10 protein-coding genes are annotated in these 16,153 nt (G+C 47.9%); all 10 read left to right on the top strand.

The features are described 5' to 3' along the window. Positions 1–18 precede the first annotated feature (18 nt). The 10 genes from CIK89_RS04095 to CIK89_RS04050 all read left to right on the top strand — a co-directional run bounded on the left by CIK89_RS04095 (position 19) and on the right by CIK89_RS04050 (position 16,130). A complete protein-coding gene (locus CIK89_RS04095) occupies positions 19–3,300 on the top strand; it encodes a TonB-dependent receptor (protein ID WP_094390162.1) in 3,282 nt (1,093 codons plus the stop codon). Positions 3,301–3,322: 22 nt separating this feature from the next. Next, positions 3,323–5,233, top strand: coding sequence for a RagB/SusD family nutrient uptake outer membrane protein (locus CIK89_RS04090; protein WP_094390161.1), 1,911 nt, complete (start codon positions 3,323–3,325; stop codon positions 5,231–5,233). Positions 5,234–5,452: 219 nt separating this feature from the next. Further along, complete coding sequence (locus tag CIK89_RS04085) at positions 5,453–6,604, top strand: DUF6057 family protein (RefSeq protein ID WP_094390160.1); 1,152 nt, start codon at positions 5,453–5,455, stop codon at positions 6,602–6,604. Further along, the gene (locus CIK89_RS04080) at positions 6,601–8,010 is read left to right on the top strand and encodes a PD40 domain-containing protein (protein WP_094390159.1); all 1,410 of its coding nucleotides are present in this window, start codon (positions 6,601–6,603) and stop codon (positions 8,008–8,010) included. The genes CIK89_RS04085 and CIK89_RS04080 overlap by 4 nt, the downstream gene beginning before the upstream one ends. Before the next feature lie 236 nt (positions 8,011–8,246). Next, positions 8,247–10,775, top strand: a complete 2,529-nt coding sequence (locus CIK89_RS04075) for a glycosyl hydrolase family 8 (RefSeq protein WP_094390158.1) — start codon at positions 8,247–8,249, stop codon at positions 10,773–10,775. Between the two features lie 18 nt (positions 10,776–10,793). Next, the gene (xyl3A, locus tag CIK89_RS04070; protein WP_094390157.1) at positions 10,794–13,394 is read left to right on the top strand and encodes a xylan 1,4-beta-xylosidase; all 2,601 of its coding nucleotides are present in this window, start codon (positions 10,794–10,796) and stop codon (positions 13,392–13,394) included. Between the two features lie 13 nt (positions 13,395–13,407). Continuing rightward, entirely contained in the window at positions 13,408–14,115 is a 708-nt protein-coding gene (locus CIK89_RS04065; RefSeq protein ID WP_094390156.1) for an acetylxylan esterase, read from the top strand. Further along, positions 14,112–15,581, top strand: a complete 1,470-nt coding sequence (locus tag CIK89_RS04060; protein ID WP_371593231.1) for a family 43 glycosylhydrolase — start codon at positions 14,112–14,114, stop codon at positions 15,579–15,581. The genes CIK89_RS04065 and CIK89_RS04060 overlap by 4 nt, the downstream gene beginning before the upstream one ends. Next, positions 15,560–15,871: a hypothetical protein gene (locus tag CIK89_RS04055; protein ID WP_094390154.1), complete on the top strand. Its 312-nt coding sequence runs from the start codon at positions 15,560–15,562 to the stop codon at positions 15,869–15,871. Before CIK89_RS04060 ends, CIK89_RS04055 begins: the two co-directional genes overlap by 22 nt. Beyond that, complete coding sequence (locus CIK89_RS04050; RefSeq protein ID WP_158214968.1) at positions 15,852–16,130, top strand: DUF5110 domain-containing protein; 279 nt, start codon at positions 15,852–15,854, stop codon at positions 16,128–16,130. Before CIK89_RS04055 ends, CIK89_RS04050 begins: the two co-directional genes overlap by 20 nt. The last annotated feature ends 23 nt before the right edge of the window (positions 16,131–16,153 follow it).

The raw sequence follows: 16,153 nt of genomic DNA, 5'->3' as shown, positions 1-16,153 counted from the left end.
TTTTAATCTGTTCTATTTATGTCAAATTCAACTAACTTAAGAAAGATTGAAAAGCCGTTGTTTTTACTGTTGCTGCTCTGTTTATTCCCCTTGGGGATTTCGGCACAGAGCCTTGTAAAAGGAACAGTAAGTGATGAAAGTGGCGAACCGATTATCGGTGCAACCGTTAAAGTGCTGGGCACAAACGACGGTACCGTGACTGATTTCGATGGTCGCTTCCAGTTGAACGTGAAAGCCAACGCACAGTTGAGTATCTCTTACGTGGGATATGCTACTGAAAAGGTGGCTGTCAACGGCAAAACCAATCTCAAAGTTGTCCTCAAGGGCGATGAAACAGTACTTAACGACCTCGTTGTAGTAGGTTATGGTACAATGAAGAAGTCAGACATCTCTGGTTCTGTGGCTACTATTAATAAGGAGCAAATGGAACGCAAGGTGCCTGTTAACATCGCTCAGGCCCTCCAAGGTGCAGCTGCTGGTGTGATGGTTACCAATCAGGACGGTGCTCCTGGTTCTAAATCTGCCATCCGTATCCGTGGTATCGGTACTATCAACGGTGATGCTCAGCCTCTCTATGTAGTAGATGGTGTGCAGGTTGGTACCAATGCCGACTTCGTTAACCCTGCTGATATCGAGAGTATTGAAGTCTTGAAGGACGCTTCTGCTACTGCAATTTACGGTTCTGCCGGTGCGAATGGTGTTATCATGATTACCACTAAGCACGGTCAGAAAGGCAAGATGAACATCAAGATCACTGCTGACCTTGGTATTCAGACTCTTCCTTACAAACTGAAAACCCTCACTGGTAACGATTATGCTCGTTCTATCCGCGAGTCTAAAGCTAATGACGGCGCTACGCTGAACAACCAGATCTGGGCTGAGGCTTACGATGGTAAGCGCAACCTCATCGACTGGCAGGATCAGATGTATCGCACTTCACTCCGTCAACAGTATGGTATCTCTGCTAATGGTGGTACTGAAAAGACTCAGTACAACTTCTCTCTTGGTTACTTGCAGAACAAGGGTATCATCGTTAACACCAAGTATGACCGCCTCACCTCACGCGCCAGCGTTAAGACTAAGGTCAATGACTACATTGAGTTTGGTGGTGATATGAACTACATGTACTCTACCGTTAAAGGTAACAACATCGGTTTGGGTAACAATGGTAACCTGTCATCACAGCGTGATATCGCGCAGATGGCTCCATCACTCGACTATATCGATGACGTAACTGGTCAGTTGGTTAATGTTAATGTGGTGAACCCCGATGGTACCTATGGCGCAGGTAAGGCTCCTACGCCTGACGGATGGGAAGGTATGACCGCTCAGGCTCAGAACCCCTATGCTTCACAGATGGAAATCGGTCGCGTAACTCGCAACTCACGTATTTCTATCAACCCCTACATCGACATTACACTTCTCAACCTGAAGGAGCATAAGCTCAACATCCACGCTATCGCTTCTTGGACACAGACCAACTCTGACAATGACGAGTTCTCTGGTATGTACAAGCGTTACAACAATATCGGCGGTACTATGACTGAAGTGAAGTACGAAGGTCGTAACCAGGCTTACTATGACTTCGGACTCAGCCTGAGCAAGGGTCTGAGCAAGAGCATTGAAACTTACATGACCTATAACTGGAAGACTGATTTCAATAACCTGACCTTGATGGCTGGTAACTCTGTAAGCAAGTATGAAGGTTCATGGGTTAGCGCAAGTGCGCACGGCTTCCTCTCTCCCAACAACCGTGTGATCTCTCTCACCAATGATGCTAAAAGTATCAATGGTAATGGTGGTTTCAACGCTGAAGTACGTACTATCTCATACTATGGACGTTTGATTTACAGTCTCTTCGACCGCTACGTGGTGACTGCTACCGTACGTCGCGACGGTTCTTCTAACTTCTCTGAAGGACACCGTTGGGGTACTTTCCCATCAGCTGCCATCGCTTGGCGCGTGAAGGAAGAGTCTTTCCTGAAAGACGTGAAGGCTATCAGCAATGCTAAGGTTCGTATCGGTTGGGGTCAGACTGGTAATGCCGGTGGTATCGCAGGACGTTCTACTTATGCCCTGTCTTCTGCCGATACCAAGTACAACTTCTACGCTCCTGGTCTTGGTGGTGGTACTACCGGTTCGTTCGACCGTGTTGTTGGATTCTATGCACCACTGGTTGATACCAACTTGAAATGGGAAACCAACGAACAGACTAACTTCGGTCTTGACCTCGGATTCCTCAACAATGACTTGACTGTTACCATGGACTTCTTCACTCGTAAGACTAAGGACTTGCTCCTTGAGCGTCAGATTCGTCCATCAGCAGGTAATACTTCTATCTATACCAACTACGGTCAGATTGATAATACCGGTTTCGAATTCTCTGTAAACTACAACAAGAAACTCAATAAGGACTGGGCTATCAACGTGGCATTCAACGGTTCTACCTTGAAGAATAAGATTAAGAAGATGGGTGCGGACTACACTGCAACATGTACCGGTGGCAACAGCACATATTCTGCCGACGAAATCGACGGTTCAAACCTTGGTGCTATCAGTGGTACAGGTTTCAACTGGAACAACCACTCTATCTGTCGCGAAGGCGAAGCCGTAGGTTCATACTATGGATATAAAGTTGCAGGTATCATCAAAACTCAGGAGCAACTCGACAAAGCTAAGGCTCAGGGACAGGATGCACAGATCGGTGACTTCCTCTTCGTTGATACTGATAAGAACGGCACACTCGATGATAATGACCGCGTAATCCTCGGCAATGGTCTGCCTAAGTTTAACTTCGGTTTGAACCTCAGCGCTACTTATAAGGATTGGGACTTCAGTCTTTACACATACGGTGTACTGGGTATGGACATCCTTTCTTATTCAAAGATGCGTCTTTCTATCATGAACCCGTCGGATGACTCTTGGACTCCTGCTCTGCTTAAGGATAGCTACAATAACATGTACAACGCTGAAACCAATCCTAACGGAACACTCCCACGCCTGACTCGCCTTGACAACAACAAGAACAGCCGCATTAGCGATGCATGGGTAGAGAACGGTAATTTCCTCAAGATTAGCAATATTCAGGTAGGTTACAACGTTCCTAAGAAGTTCCTCAGCTCATTCGGTCTCACTGCAGTACGTGCTTACGTAGCTGTTCAGAACCTCTGCACAATCTCTCCATACAGCAAGTATGGTGATCCTGAAGTTGGTCAGGGTAGCGTCATCTACTCAGGTCTTGACACTGGCCGTTATGCAACTCCACGTACTTACATGTGCGGTCTTAACATTACCTTCTAATTAACTATAAAGAAAGACAATTATGAAAAATATAATTAAATATTTTGCATTGGCAGGTTTAGGATGCGTCGCTTTCTCTTCATGCGACAACGATAAATTCCTTGACGTACCAAAGTATGACATTCTGGACATAGAATCTCAGTTTGAGAGTGATGATAATGCCCGCCTTGGATTGAACGGTATCTATGCCTATAACAACGTCAGCAAACAAGATGATAGCTGGGGCTTTAAACCACAGTTGTTTACTGGAAGCCACCCAACAATGGATACACAGTGTACCGGTTGGGACGTAAAATTCCTCGACCAGACATGGGATGCCAACGTTGGTGAACTGGGTCAAGGATGGTCACACGCTTATGCTGCTATCGCACGTGCTAACCTCTATCTGGCTGGACTTGAGAATGCAGAGAAAGTAACCCCAGAAGCTAAGAAGCTTTGCGAAGGTGAGGCTCGCGCACTCCGTGGATATTTCTACACTTGGTTGGCTACTACATTCGGTCGTGTTCCTATGCTCGCCACCGGTGAAGACTTCAATAATACTCCTGTCAAGGCTGCTGCAGAGACCTACGAAGAAATGTGGGACTTCATCATCGAAGACTTCTCTAAGGCTGCAGAACTGCTGGATTGGACTCCATACAACAATCAGTATGGCCGTTGCACCAAGGGTATGGCCAAGGCATACCTCGCTGATGCATACATGTGGAAAGCATTCCGTTGCCCCGATCAGGCTGCTGATTGCTATGCCAAAGCTAAGCAAGCGCTGAAAGATATTATCGACAGCAATACTTACGAACTGTCTTCTAACTTCGCTACCAACTGGGATCCTGCAGGATTCTGGAATAAGGAATGTATCTGGGCGATGTGTTCAGACGAAGGTAACGAATGGAGTAGCTGGGGTAGTGACCGTACTATCACTTTCTGTAATCCAAACATGTTTAAGTGGTTCTGCGCTTGTCCTGAGAATGGTGGATGGGGTGCTGAATACCTCTCATGGGAATGGTATGCATGCTATGAACCAGGTGACACACGTCGTGACGCTTCATGTGCTACAGGTGCTATTCCAGAAGATAAATTGGCTGAATATGGTATTCAAAAATCTAATAATGTATGGGGCTACAACCCTTATCTGAAGGACTCTCTGGGTGTTAAGGATGCCAGTGGTCATGTCGTTGCACCATTCATTAATGCTGAAGGTGTACAGTCTGGTACCAAGACTCGTCAGTTCCACTTCACCAATGGTGAGTTTGCTCCTGCTATCTGGACGACCAAGATCTGGCGTTCTGCCTATGCTGATGGTAACTCATGGGGTACTCAGATGTGGGCTCCTGTGATTATCTATGGTAAGCGTTATGCTAACGTATTGCTCGACTATGCAGAGTGCTGCTTCCGTACAGAAGGTGAAAATTCTCCTGCTGGATGGGCTGCAATCGATAAGATTCGTGACCGTGCATGGGGTAACGAAACTATCGGTAAGGACTACAGTGCATACTATGGACACTATAACAATGTGTATGCTGGCAACGGGAAGAACCTCACTATGACCAGCTATCCTGTTGGCGTGCTGACAGCAAGAGTTTCCGTTCCTGATGCTAAGGCTTACTATACAGCACTTCAGGCTAAGCCTAACCGCGTTGGCTACAAGCACACTTCTCCAGTATGGAAGGTTGCTGTCAATGAGGAGCGTCGTAAAGAGTTCAACTCAGAGTGGAGCCTCTGCCCAGATATGATCAAGTCTGGCTATATTGAGGATCACGTCAATTACAACTATCCAAAGGATGATGGTGGTGATGACTATGCTAACTATCCTTGGACAAAGCGTACATTCGACTTTGATATCAACAAGATGGATATGCCAATTCCTGCTACAGAACTCATGAAGAACCCGGCTCTGAAGCAGAATCCTGCTTACGCTGGTAAGGAAAACAAAGAATAAATAAAACATTCTTCTCATATCTCGCCACGCTCCATCATGGGGCGTGGCGATTTCTTTAATATCTATCTGACTGCTATGAGCCTTTTGTCTATCACATCCATCACCCGTGGTCTGCCGAAAGATATGGATTAAACGGTCAGGATGATGATGCGAATATTTTGCCGTAATAGTTTGGGTATGTGTGGAAAAATATGTAACTTTGTGGGTTAGAAACTATAAATGAAGAAAACCGTACTGTTGATATTGGTGCTGAACGTGGCACTTCATGTGTCGCTCTTTGCTCTGTGTGTTCCGATACTGAACTATGCAGAGGGGTGGACTACGTTCTATTGGGACAGTCACTATCTGTCGTATGCACTCTATCAATATGGAGTGGGAGAGGTGGTGCGCCAATTCTTCCTGCAATATTTTGCTCATTCTATCATCGGCATCCTTATGACAATGATTGTAGCATTGTTGGTGGCTGTATTGGCAATGGTCATTATCCGCCTATTCTGCAAAAAGTCTGGATGGCTGTACCTGTCACTTGTACCCTCATGGCTTGCGAGCATGGGCTTGTTGGCGTTGATAAGCCCCAATGGCTTGTCGGCACTAACAGCCCGTTTTACCCCAGCAGGCCAGCAGCAAACCCAATATATTGAAATGAGTAATATGGTGCGAAAGCAGGATTGGGATGGCATCATTGCCCGTTGTGATGAGGGTGGGAGAGTGACCAATCTGTTGACACAGAACTTTCTGAATATGGCACTTGCCGAGAAAGGATTGCTCGGTCAGTGTCTCTACGACGAACCATGTATTGATATCCGATCTGTTTATATCGATGCCATACAGAACGAAGACTTCGCAGTCTTGCTCAGCGACATCTATTACTCTATGGGACATATCGCCCAATCGCAGCGTTATGCCTTCGAACTGAATGAGAAAAAGAATGATTTCTCACCGCGCCTGCTGATGCGACTGGTACAGACCAACATCATCTATGGGCAATATGCTGTGGCAGAGAAATACATCCGATGGTTAGAAAAGACTGTTTATTATAAGACATGGGCTATGTCGCAAAGGCGATTCCTCTATCATGATGATGCCGTAGCGAAGGATGCGGAATATGGCGTGAAGCGCCGATGCCTGATTACCGATAATCGTTTTTCCGGTATTAAAGGCCTTGACGACGATCTGTTGCATGTGGCTCGACAGACACGTGGAACGGTGCAATGTCGCACCACGCTCCAGTATTTGGGTGCGCTCTATCTGCTTGCACACTACAATCAACAATTTGTGAGCCTTTGTGATGAATTTCCTGAATATCGGTTGACGCAACAGAAATACTTTGCCGATGCCTATAAAAAACTGAAAGGAGGAAACCGAAAATGATCAAGAAAATATTGTTTGTTATGCTGTTGGCATTTGTTCTGGCTGCTTGTACGCTCCACAGACAAGAGGCAGAACCGTTGCGTCAGTCTGCACCACTGTTCCCTGACTACGCCGATGTGCTGCTTCCGGTGAATATCTCCGCTCCAACCTTTGCTCTGAACGACAGTGCGAATGCCTTGGAGTCTGTGCAAGCCGTATTTAGTTCAGGTTCAGAAACGATAATCGTGGGCAGCGATGACACTGATGGCATCTGCATATCGGAAGCCGATTGGCATAAATTGGTGGAAGCCTCACATGTGATAACAGTGACCATTCAGGGAGAGAAAAATGGTAAATGGGTGGAGTATGATGCCTTTAAGATGAATATTTCGCCCGATTCCATCGACAACACATTGGTTTATAGACTCATCGAACCTGGTTATGAAGTATGGAATGAGATGGGCATATACCAGCGTAGTGTGGAAAACTATGACGAGGAAGCTATCATAACCAACCGCCAAACGGATAAAGGTTGCATGAACTGCCACTCGTTCTGTAATTACAATCCTGAACAACTCATGTTTCATCTGCGCCTTAACCATGCTGGAACCTATATGAAAAACGGTAAGGCACGATTGCGCAAACTCGTCACGCCGAAGTCGTTGGTCTATCCTTCATGGCATCAAAGCGGTCGCTTTATTGCTTTTTCGCAGAACGATACCAAGCAGATGTTTCATACTACTGACCGAAACAGAATAGAGGTGTTTGATTTCTCCTCCGATGTCATGGTCTATGACCTTGAAGCCGATACGTTGATCACTACACCGCTGTTGATGTCGAAAACCAAGTTTGAAACTTTCCCGTCATGGAGTGCCGATGGTAGAACCTTGTATTTTTGCAGTGCTGACAGCGTGAAAATCCCTGATGACTACGACCAGGTGCACTATTCGCTCTGTAGTATAGGGTTTGATGCAGAGAAGAAACAGTTTGCTGATAGCGTACATGTCATCTATGATGCCCGTCAGACACAGAAGAGTGTATCATTTCCCCGATGCTCTCCCGATGGTCGCCACTTGGTGTTTACACTTTCCGATTATGGCAATTTCTCTATCTGGCACAAAGAAGCACGCCTCATGATGATACCTGCCAATGCCACTACCGCATTAGAAATGGTATCGATATTGCCCGATTTTCGTGCGTCATACCATTCGTGGAGTAGTAATTCACGATGGATGGTGATGGCAAGCCGACAGGATGACGGACTCTATACCCGACCATATATCGTGCATATAGATGCTGATGGCAAGGTTTCCAAACCGTTTCTCTTGCCGCAATCCGATGCTGCCTATTATCTCCGAACCATGAAATCCTATAACATTCCGGAGTTTACGCGTGGTAAAGTAAATGTTACGCTTGACGGTATCTGATTGTCATCACCGTTTCTCCTATGATGTATAGCAGTTTGGGGTGACACGATATGCACTGTTGGTCGATGTGTGGTCGAATATTTTGATATTCTTGACCGATAAGGATGAAAAACTCGCGAAGCCGCAATATCGCATGAATCTGATACTATTTGAAAACAATATGAAACACGAGAATACATATAATGTCCGATGAAATGCCTAATTTTGCAACAGCAATAACTAAACAATTATTCTGTATGAACTGTAGAAAACTACTGCTTGGCATGGCTGTTGCAACCGCTTCCGTGGTATGTGCACAAAATCCCGTTATCAAAGGACAATTCACAGCAGACCCCACAGCCAGGGTCTTCAATGGTAGAGTGTATCTCTACCCCTCGCACGACATTCCCAGTCCAATAGAAAAACTGAAGGATTGGTTCTGTATGGCAGACTATCACGTATTCTCATCCTCCAATCTCACCGACTGGGAAGACCATGGCGTGATCGTGTCGCAAGATAAAGTGCCCTGGGTGCAGGATGGCTCTTATACCATGTGGGCGCCTGACTGTGTAGAGAAAAACGGTCGCTACTACTTCTATTTTCCCGCAGCACCCAAAGGAGAAGAACGCGGTTTCGGTATCGGTGTGGCTGTGGCAGACCATCCCACAGGTCCTTTCATGCCGATGTGGAAACCTATCAAGGGTGTGCATGGCATAGACCCCTGTGTGCTGATTGACCACGACGGACAGGCTTACATCTATTATGCAGGTGGTGCTCTGTGGATGGCACGACTCAAAGACAATATGACCGAACTGGCTTCTGACCCTGTTCGGATAGATGGACTGCCTGAAGGATTCAAGGAAGGACCCTTTGCCTTTGAACGCAATGGCAAATATTACCTCACCTTCCCTTGGGTGAGAAAGAAAAACGGCACAGAGACTTTAGCCTATGCCATGGCTGATCATCCCATGGGACCATTTACATTTAAGGGCATTATCATGGATGAATCGCCCACGGGATGCTGGACCAACCACCATTCTATCGTACAATATCAGAACCAATGGTATCTGTTCTATCACCATAACGACTATTCTCCACGCTTTGATAAAAACCGCTCGGTGCGTATCGATTCGCTCTGTTTCAATGCCGATGGTACTATCCAAAAGGTTGTTCCCACACTCCGTGGTGTAGGAATCGCCAATGCCCGCAATCGAATAGACATAGACCGCTACTCGTCTGTCAGCAGTAAAGGGGTGTCCATCGACTATCTTGACACCACAGACTGCTTCAAAGGATGGAAGACACTCTTCTCTGGAAAGCAGAATGCCCTTATATATAATAAGGTGGATTTTGCTCAAGAGAAGGTAGAACGCTTTACCGTCCGTGTGCGTTCACCTAAAGGTGGCACCATGACCGTTAGGGCTGATGGTGCCAAAGGCACTGTCATTGCCAAGATGAAACTGCCCAAGAGCAATCAATGGACACAAGCCTCTACCCCAGTAGTGACACCTCCGTTGGGCATCCACGACCTGCACTTCACCGTGCAGACCGCAGGAACAGTAGAAGTTGACTGGGTAGGATTCGACGCACTGCCGTGGACCCAAGGCGCATTCGACACCCACCAGTATCGTAACCTCTTTGCTGAACTTGGTTATCCGCAGAGCGAGATAGACCGCAAACTCAAAAGAATCTTCCATGATGTGTTTGAAGGGCCCGATAAAGTATATTTTGAAGTAGGCGACTCGATGGCATATATCAGCGATATCAAAAATCATGATGTGCGTACCGAAGGCATGTCGTATGGCTTGATGATTGCCGTGCAGTTTGATAGAAAAGACATCTTCGACCGCCTTTGGCGTTGGGGAAAGACATATATGCAACATCAGCATGGCCCGTTGGAGGGATATTTTGCATGGAGCTGTAAAACCGATGGTACGCGCAATGCCCAAGGTCCTGCTTCCGATGGCGAACTCTATTATGTCACTGCACTGATCTTTGCCTCTAACAGATGGGGCAATGATACAGGCATCAACTATCTGAAGGAGGCTCAGTACATCCTCAACTGTTCGATGCAAAAGGCTGGTATGGATCAGAGTGCACCGCTCATCAGCCTCGAACACCAACTCATCACATTCACACCCGATAAGTTTGGCGGACGCTTCACTGACCCATCCTATCATCTGCCAGCATTCTATGAGGTATGGGCAAAGTGGGCTAACGATGGTCGTTCGCAGTTCTGGAACGAATGTGCACAGAAGAGTCGCGAGTTTCTCCATAAAGCCATCCATCCAGTGACCGGACTGAATCCCGACTATTGTAACTACGATGGAACACTGATGGGCGGTCGTGGCATTATCGGCGATGCTTTCCGTTTCGACTCATGGCGTGTGCCGATGAATATAGCCTTGGATTATAGTTGGGCATGCAAGGATCGCCAGTGGCAACAGCAATATGGCAATCGTATCCAAAACTTCCTCTATTCGCAAGGCATAGACCATTATGTCGATCAGTACAACATCGATGGTACTGCGGTGAAAGACACCCTTCAGGCAGGCACCGAGTATAAGGCACTACGCCATTCCACAGGATTGGTGGCAACTGCAGCAGCAGTGTCGCTGGTATGTACCCATAATAAAAGCCGTGAATTTGTAGAACGTCTGTGGAATCTGGAAAACAAACCATATTCCGATGGATTCTTCGATGCCTACTATGATGGCTTGCTCCGCCTCTTCGCCTTTATGCATCTGAGCGGAAACTACAGAATTATAGAACCCCAAAATAGATAACAACTAATAAATGACATTATGACCCACAGAACATTACTCCTAAGCCTTGCAATACTGAGTATGCCGGTAGCATTGCAGGCACAGCAATTGCCTTATCAGAATCCGTCACTCTCTGCCCATGAGCGTGCAGTGGATTTGTGTAGTCGCCTTACTTTGGAAGAGAAAGCCCAACTGATGCTGGACGATTCTCCCGCCATACCCCGTTTGGGCATCAAGCGCTTCCAGTGGTGGAGTGAAGCCCTCCACGGCGTTGCCAATATGGGCGATGTCACCGTATTCCCAGAACCTATTGGTATGGCAGCTTCGTTCAACGATGGTTTGGTATATAAGGTGTTTGATGCCACCTCTACCGAGATGCGTGCCAAATGGAATCAACTCCAGCAACAGGGAGGCGAGGTCACGCGCTTTCACGCCCTGTCGGTATGGACTCCCAATGTTAATATCTTCCGTGATCCACGTTGGGGGCGCGGTCAGGAGACCTATGGTGAAGATCCCTATCTGACCAGTATGATGGGGTGCGCCGTGGTGCGTGGCTTGCAAGGTCCTGAAGATACTAAATACCGAAAGTTATGGGCTTGTGCCAAGCACTATGCCATCCATAGCGGTCCAGAGTGGTCTCGCCACACCGATAATATCACCGATGTGACACCCCGCGACCTATGGGAAACATATATGCCTGCCTTTAAGTCGCTCGTGCAGGATGCTAAGGTGCGCGAGGTGATGTGCGCTTATCAGCGTTGGGACGACGAACCCTGTTGTGGAAGCACTCGTTTGCTTCAAACCATTCTGCGCGATGAGTGGGGATTCAAATACCTCGTTGTGTCCGACTGTGGTGCCGTGACTGACTTCTGGAATAACCATAAGGTATCGAGCAATCCAAAGAATGCTGCCGCTAAGGGAGTATTGGCAGGTACCGATGTAGAGTGTGGCTTCCAGTATATGTACAAGTCAGTGCCAGAAGCAGTGAAATATGGCGCACTGACCGAAGCAGAAGTTGATAAACACGTTGTGCGCCTGTTGGAAGGTCGCTTCGACCTGGGTGAGATGGACGACAACAGCATCGTGTCGTGGTCAAATATTCCTGCTTCAGTATTGTGTAGCAAGGAACATCGCAACCTCTCCCTCCAAATGTCGCTCCAGACCATGACCTTGTTGCAAAACAACAACAATGTGCTCCCTCTCAGCAGACACGAGAAGAAGATAGCCGTCATCGGTCCTAATGCCAACAACGAACCCATGATGTGGGGCAACTACAATGGCACACCCCGACAGACCATAACCATCCTCGACGGTATCAAGAGCCGATTAAAGAAAAGCCAAATCATAACATTCAAGGGCTGCGACTTGGTCAACGACCAAACGCTTGAATCCTATTACAATCAGTGTAGTATGGATGGCAAAACAGGTTTCAAGGCTACCTTCTGGAACAATCGTGAGCGTGAGGGCAAACCCGTTACTGTCACCTACGAGAAGAATCCCGTACAGGTCACTACCCACGGCCAGCATACCTTTGCTCCCAATGTCAGTCTGACCGGTTTTTCTGCAGTCTATGAAACCGTATTCCGCCCGCAACAGCACGCCAAGGTATTGCTCGATGTGGATGGTTGCGGACACTATGAGGTATATCTCGACGGAGAGCTCAAAGCCCAACAATCTACATGGCGCACCACCGAGTCGCGCATTGAATTTGACGGAGAGAAAGGCAAATCTTACAAGATAGAAATCCGTTATCATGAGATGCCAACATATAATGCCGACCTCAAAATCAATATCGGCCATGAGACACCTATCGACTATCAAGACGCCATCAATCAGTTGAACGACTGCCAGACGGTAGTCTTTGTAGGAGGTATCTCTTCACAACTTGAAGGCGAGGAAATGCCCATCCATGTACCAGGATTCAAGGGCGGTGACCGTACCGATATCGAACTGCCTGCCGTACAACGCAATTTTCTGAAAGCATTGAAGGCAGCTGGAAAGAAAGTGGTATTTGTAAACTGCTCAGGTTCGGCTATTGCACTCACCCCAGAGTCACAGAGTTGTGATGCTATCCTACAGGCATGGTATCCGGGACAAGAAGGTGGTGAAGCTGTTGCACGCGTACTTTTCGGTGAATACAACCCCGGTGGCAAACTCCCCGTCACCTTCTATCGCGACACCAAGCAGTTGCCCGACTTCAAAGACTATTCTATGAAGGGTCGCACCTATCGTTATATGAACGACGCCCTCTTCCCCTTCGGCTACGGACTGAGCTATACCACCTTTTCTATAGGTGATGCACAACTTTCTGCTACCTCATTCGGAAAAGACGGAAAAGTCACGCTGACTATTCCTGTGAACAATGTGGGTAAGAAAGACGGCACCGAGACCATTCAGGTCTATATCAAGGATCCAACAGATGCAGATGGTCCGTTGAAGTCGCTCAAAGCCTATCAGCGTGTGACAGTGAAGGCTGGCCAAACCGCCAATGCTGTAATCACACTTGACAGCAAGAGCTTCGAACTTTTTGATGCAGCCACCAATACCGTTCGGACTAAGGGTGGCAAGTATGAAGTATATTATGGTAATAGCTCTGCAGATAAAGACTTGAAGAAAGTCAATGTAACTGTTAATATCTAAAAAACGGATTTGTATGAAGAAAAGCTATATGCGTAGGTGGGCGATTTGCATTTGCGCTTTCGTGCTCACCGTAAGTACTGTAACGGCACAGAAAAAGAAAGTCTTGCCAGAAGCAGCTACCCCATACTTCACGCTACCCACGGAAGCACCTTCAGCACCTACCGAAGACGGATTCCTTCAGCGGTGGATGTTGTTAGAGCCCATCAGTGCTCCAGTCCGCACTAACACTGTCTTTACGGATAGTTATCTACGCGAGAAGTTCTACAACGACTATCTTCCCACCGTCATGCTCCGTCTGCCTAAAGATGGCAGTACACAGCAGGTAGGAAAGGAAACCCTCAGATGGCATGCACTCGACAGCAAACTCTTCAATGTAAAACTCTTCCGTTTCGCCACCTCTTTTGAAAAGCAGAAATACGGTGTAGTGTTTTGGGCAGTGACAGCCATCGACAGTCCTGAAGAGATGACCGATGTGCGCCTGGCCATCGGTTCTAATGGCGCTTCCATATGGTGGCTCAATGGTGGCAAGGAGGCAGTCATGCTCTCTGGCGACCGTCGCATGGTGCGCGACGATGTCGTCTCACCGAAACTGACACTGAAGAAAGGCCGCAACTATCTGGTAGGTGCCGTCATCAATGGTCCTGGCATGAGCGATTTCTGCGTACGCTTCCTTGATGCGCAAGGCAATCCAATACGTAATATTAAACTTAATGTGAAATGACGATGAAGTCAAGAATATTCAATAAAACCATTTCTGTGGGTGCTTTGTGTGCCCTGTTGTCATGTGCTTCTCTGCAAGCGAGCGCACAAGTGGGCGAACCTTTCATTCACGACCCATCGACCATAGTCGAGTGTGATGGCAAATATTACACTTTCGGAACAGGCGAAGGCGGTCTGTGGTCGGCAGATGGTTGGGTGTGGCAAGGCGGTGCCATACGTCCTGGACGCGGTGCAGCCCCCGATGTTGTAAAAATTGGCGATCGCTATCTTGTGGCATATAGTGCTACGGGCGGAGGTCTTGGCGGCAGTCATCGTGGCGATGTGCTAACCATGTGGAACAAAACGCTGGATTTTACCTCTCCCGACTTCCAATATACCGACCCCGTCGTCGTGGCATCGTCGCTCGACGATGAAGACTGTGATGCCATTGATGCCGGACTGCTACTTGATCCCACCACGGGACGCCTCTGGCTCAGCTACGGCACCTATTTCGGTTTTATCCGTTTGGTAGAACTCGATCCGCAGACTGGCAAGCGCATGTCAGGCAACGAGCCCGTCAATATCGCCATCGACTGTGAAGCTACCGACCTCATCTATCGCGACGGATGGTATTACCTGTTGGGCACCCATGGCACCTGTTGCGACGGCCCCAACTCCACCTACAACATCGTGGTAGGACGTTCACGCAGCGTGACCGGTCCGTATCTTGACAACGTAGGACGCGACATGTTGCAGGGTGGCGGTAAGATGGTGATTGCTGCCAATAATCTCAAGACTGGCCCGGGGCATTTCGGTCGTTTCGTGATAGCCGATGGTGTAGAAAAAATGTCGTTCCACTACGAGGCCGACTTCCGTCAAGGTGGTCGTAGTGTATTAGCCATTCGCCCATTATTGTGGCGCAACGGCTGGCCCGTTGCAGGTGACGATTTGCTCGATGGAACCTATGAGATTGAATCTGAACGCCGTGGCTATGCGCTTGAGATGGCTGTAGATTTCATACGTATGGATGCCGAGCGAGTGCCTTTCTGGATTAAACCACAGCAACCATTGAAGCCACTTTCACCACAGACACTTGCTGATGTAGAAGCAAGTTGGCCCCAAACAGAAGTGCCAGTGCGCATGAACGATTATATGTTCCGTCCTCATCAGCAGTGGACCGTCAGCGTAGCCGAGGGCAAAGGCGGCAGTCTGGGAACTCCTTATTATAAGATATGTATAGCGGGTACCACTCGCTGCCTCACGGCAACCGCCGATGGCGATGTAGTGGCAACGATGGCATATACTGGCGACGACGCCCAACTCTGGCGCATCGACCAGTTGACCGACGGCACCTATCGCATCATGCCGAAAGCAGTACCGGGCACTTCCGAGCCCCTTGCCCTCGTCTCGCTTGGCGACTGCACCCCCGCTCTCGCACCCTTTGATTTCAGTAGCGATAATTCTAAATGGAATTTCAGAAAGCAATAGCCGTGTTGCTTATGGCGCTTGCCGCCCCACTGACGGTCATTGCCTTTCAACCGACAAAGGTAGCATTGCCAGTTGCTGTCAGCCGCAGATTGGAAGTGGCAAACGGACCGTCACGCCTGCGTGTAGAGTTTGTGCGTGCAGATATTGTTCGTGTGCAGTATCAGCCCGATGGACAGTTGACAGGCAATGGTACTGACGTCTGTGTGGCGCATCGGAAACGGACGTTGTCGCTGACCTCCGCTCCACAGCAATATGCCGATGAACACCCCGATGCTCCTTATATTATATAAGGTGTATCCTGGTGCGGATGCTACATTTACCATCTATGAAGATGCTGGTGACGGTTATGACTGTAAGCGCAAAGGCAATGTCACCTATACATTACATTGGGACGACAGCCATCGCCAACTATCAATATCTGCACGGAAAGGTAGTTACAAGAAAATGGTAAAGCGTCGTCAGCTGACTTTTGTAATGCCTGATGGCTATCAGCAAACGGTGGTTTATGATGGAAAGAAAGCGATAGTAACACTAACGGCAAACAATTGATAACACAACTTGAAAAGAAAGAT

The organism is Prevotella sp. P4-119 (genome assembly GCF_002251345.1).
GTDB lineage: Bacteria > Bacteroidota > Bacteroidia > Bacteroidales > Bacteroidaceae > Prevotella.
Note: the sequence above shows the minus strand (reverse complement) of the source record. Positions and strands in the feature narration are given on the sequence as shown.

Bases quoted from the DNA above. Each gene is read 5' to 3' on its own strand.
- CIK89_RS04090 (WP_094390161.1), top strand. From the start codon at position 3,323: ATGAAAAATATAATTAAATATTTTGCATTGGCAGGTTTAGGATGCGTC.
- CIK89_RS04060 (WP_371593231.1), top strand. From the start codon at position 14,112: ATGACGATGAAGTCAAGAATATTCAATAAAACCATTTCTGTGGGTGCT.
- CIK89_RS04055 (WP_094390154.1), top strand. From the start codon at position 15,560: ATGGAATTTCAGAAAGCAATAGCCGTGTTGCTTATGGCGCTTGCCGCC.
- CIK89_RS04065 (WP_094390156.1), top strand. From the start codon at position 13,408: ATGAAGAAAAGCTATATGCGTAGGTGGGCGATTTGCATTTGCGCTTTC.
- xyl3A (WP_094390157.1), top strand. From the start codon at position 10,794: ATGACCCACAGAACATTACTCCTAAGCCTTGCAATACTGAGTATGCCG.
- CIK89_RS04050 (WP_158214968.1), top strand. From the start codon at position 15,852: ATGCTCCTTATATTATATAAGGTGTATCCTGGTGCGGATGCTACATTT.
- CIK89_RS04085 (WP_094390160.1), top strand. From the start codon at position 5,453: ATGAAGAAAACCGTACTGTTGATATTGGTGCTGAACGTGGCACTTCAT.
- CIK89_RS04080 (WP_094390159.1), top strand. From the start codon at position 6,601: ATGATCAAGAAAATATTGTTTGTTATGCTGTTGGCATTTGTTCTGGCT.
- CIK89_RS04095 (WP_094390162.1), top strand. From the start codon at position 19: ATGTCAAATTCAACTAACTTAAGAAAGATTGAAAAGCCGTTGTTTTTA.
- CIK89_RS04075 (WP_094390158.1), top strand. From the start codon at position 8,247: ATGAACTGTAGAAAACTACTGCTTGGCATGGCTGTTGCAACCGCTTCC.